Source organism: Cloacibacillus sp., assembly GCA_036655895.1.
In the GTDB taxonomy this organism is placed as follows: domain Bacteria; phylum Synergistota; class Synergistia; order Synergistales; family Synergistaceae; genus JAVVPF01.
Genome location: JAVVPF010000088.1, coordinates 1 through 2,978 on the forward strand (window position 1 = coordinate 1; position 2,978 = coordinate 2,978).

Sequence of the window (2,978 nt, forward strand, 5' to 3'; positions counted from 1 at the left end):
CGAAAGAGAATACATAAATCAAGAGGAGGAACCAGCCGAACCGCGGCTGTCAAACCTCCTCTTTGTGTCTCTGCCTCCGATCCCCAACGAATTGATTTTGGAGATCGTTTTTATGTTTAATTTTATTCTATATCGTTCAATCTCATTATTATTTCGGCATAGATGAGAGTGCTTTTAAGCAGGTCATCAAGCGATACAAATTCATTCGGCTGATGGGCCAGCTCTTCTTGTCCTGGAAATAGCGGGCCGGCAGAAACCGAATCTGGCATGAATCTGCAGTAAGTCCCACCTCCCATGCTGATGGGGGCAGGACGAGCGTTCATCACGCTTTCATAGCTGTCAAGAATTGCCTGTACTACAGGGTGAGACTCTGGGATGTAAAGAGGCTTTTTATGAACGTTGACAGCCATTTTAGCTCCGGCTGCTTTAATAGTGGTTGTGATATTATCAAGAATATTTTCAAAATTCGCCGTTACAGGATAACGGATGTCAAACTTCACCGTTACAACAGGGCACTCCGTGGAAAAATCAGCCTCTATTGCGGCAGTGTTACAGGTAAGCGCGCCTGATATTTCGTCTTTTATAGCTATTCCAAACTGTTCTCCTCCGTGCCCGTCCCCCGCAACAGCAGAAATAGCGGCAATCATTTCACGGATGCCGTCAGATGACTCAAGCTGTGCGAGCCTGTCTAACAGCAACTGGATCGCGTTCAGCCCCTTTTCAGGCTCCATGGCATGAGCGGAGACTCCGTTTGTCGTTATCGTAACGTTGCGGTTCTCAAGGCCAGCCGTAAGCGGCGCGCAGCGTAGAACGGCCTCGGCCTTATCCGGGACAACGTTGAATCTGTCTCCGCCTTTTATGGAGACGATAGTGGTCCCCGCTTCGCTACATTGAGCCTTTAAAGGCAGTTCCACAGTGAAGCGCAAGATACCTTTTTCCGCGTTGACGACAGGAAAAGAGGCGTCTGGAGAAAAGCAAAAAGCCGGTTTCTCCGCCGTGGCGTTGTAGTGAGCGATGCAGCGTGAGCCGGACTCTTCGTCGAGGCCAAGAATGAGCCGGAATCTGTTTCTGAGCGGAATGCCTGAATCCCGTATTGCCTTCATCGCATATAACGCGGCTATAGCTGGGCCTTTATCGTCAATGCTGCCTCTGCCGTACAAATTATTGTTCTCAATTACGGCGTCGTAAGGAGGGTGCTTCCAGTCAGATTGGTTGCCTTCCGGGACGACGTCAAGGTGTGCGAGGATGCCGATGAGCCTGGCCTCTTTATCTCCCATCTCGGCCCATCCTACGTAGTTGTCTTTGTTTTCAGTTTTAAATCCCATCTGTTTTGCGTTGTCAAGAAATTTTTCCAGGGCGGCGGTAAGATTGGCTCCAAATGGGTGTTCTGTGTTTGCGCGCTCTTCTTGAAGGACGCTTTTGATTTTTATAAGATCCTGAGTGTCTATCACCTGATTTTTAAAATTTTCTTCTATTGACTGTCGTATGCTATTATTTATTCTTCCCATGATCCATTCTCCTTTCTAAACCTGTTTAGCATATAGAGCTCCATTGCAAGAGTGAGATTGATTCTAGTCGACGACAGGTCCATATCTAGCCCAAGTATCTCGCTTAATTTTTGGTACCTGTACTTGACTGTGTTGTAATGAAGATTCATGGCGGCTGCGACCGGTTTCAGCTGCCAGTTGCTGCGGACGATGCAGAAGAGCGTTTCCAGCAGGGAATCTTTCGTCTGCTGCTTGCTGATTTTGATGAGGGCGCCGAGGTATTCGGTGATAAAATCCTCTGCCTCAGGCGAATCATGTATTGGCGCAAGTATCTTGTATATCCCCATTTCCTCCCAGAACGTCGGAGATGAGGCGTTGTTGTTTTGCGCTACAAAGAAAACTTTAGAGGCTTCCCTGAAGCTCTTGCTGCATGAGAGTATATTTCTAACAGGAGAACCTATGCTCATCGCTATCTGTAGTCCGGTCTGCGCGCGTATGACGCGCGACGCGTTCATGAAGATCTCCTTAAGTTTTGTTTTGATCTCCCCCCAGTCGTTTTCTCGAGCGTCGATGATAAAGGCCATTTGCTCTTCCAACCGCGTGTACGGGATCTCTTTTTGCAGCTCGCTCAACATTGCCCGTACTGTCTCAAAACCGCGAATATAAGGTTCGTGCGGTTTCTGCTGCGAAGAATGCTCTTTGTCTATTCCCAGGAGTACGACTGCTTTTTCTCCGCTTAGATCCCACCCGAGAGTCCTGCCTCTGGTAAGTATTTCTGAATCCTGCCTGAAGCGCTGATATAAGATGTCCTGGACGAACAGCATATCTTTCCCGCGTTCTATTTTCCATCGTTCGTGCTCCCAGGTCATATATAGCTGCATAGCTTCTATCGCTTTATTAAGGGCTATTTCTGATTTCGCGTCGCTGAGCGGCTTGTCTAAAAAAAGGTATCCGCGAGTTTTTTCTCCTATCATGATTTTTTGATGCGTAAAATGGTCTATCAAAGAGGCTAGTGGAACATTTTCGATGAGTTGATTGAATTCTATTGAGGTGGTGCAGGCGTAACGCATCCCCGTCACTATATCGACGAAAAGGATCTCACGTCCGATATATTGATTTAAAAGGGTCAAAATAGATTCAAACGGTTCTTGCAAAATAAGTTTGTTTAGGAATTGTTTATGGATATCTTCTGTGGTGTGCATAAGTTGTGTTACTTTATCTGACAATGCCACTAAAACAGGGTTGATTATTTCTGTGTGAGCATAGTGTAGAGGAATGCCTATGAAAGGAAACGAGAGCCTGTCCGCTGTGCGCAGAACATTTTGCGGGATCCTGTCGATATAGCGTTCCATTTTAACGCCTAAAGCGGCGGCCCCAGCTTTGCTCGCTGATTCTATCACCTGTGCTAACATTTCAGGGTCGTCTTTAAAAATATAACCGGATGTCAAAAGGAATTCTCCCCCAAATATCCATCCGTTGATATCGGGCACG

At 46.9% G+C, this 2,978-nt stretch carries 2 protein-coding genes; both read right to left on the minus strand.

Annotated elements, in window-relative coordinates:
- Positions 1-122: 122 nt before the first annotated feature.
- Entirely contained in the window at positions 123-1,508 is a 1,386-nt protein-coding gene (pepV, locus tag RRY12_12815; protein ID MEG2185555.1) for a dipeptidase PepV, read from the minus strand.
- Positions 1,496-2,978 (minus strand): PucR family transcriptional regulator ligand-binding domain-containing protein (locus tag RRY12_12820; protein MEG2185556.1); only part of this gene is annotated, 1,483 nt, incomplete at its 5' end. The genes RRY12_12820 and pepV, both read right to left, overlap by 13 nt.

Excerpts from the sequence above, each read along its gene's own strand:
- pepV (MEG2185555.1), bottom strand. The coding sequence starts at position 1,508 with ATGGGAAGAATAAATAATAGCATACGACAGTCAATAGAAGAAAATTTT.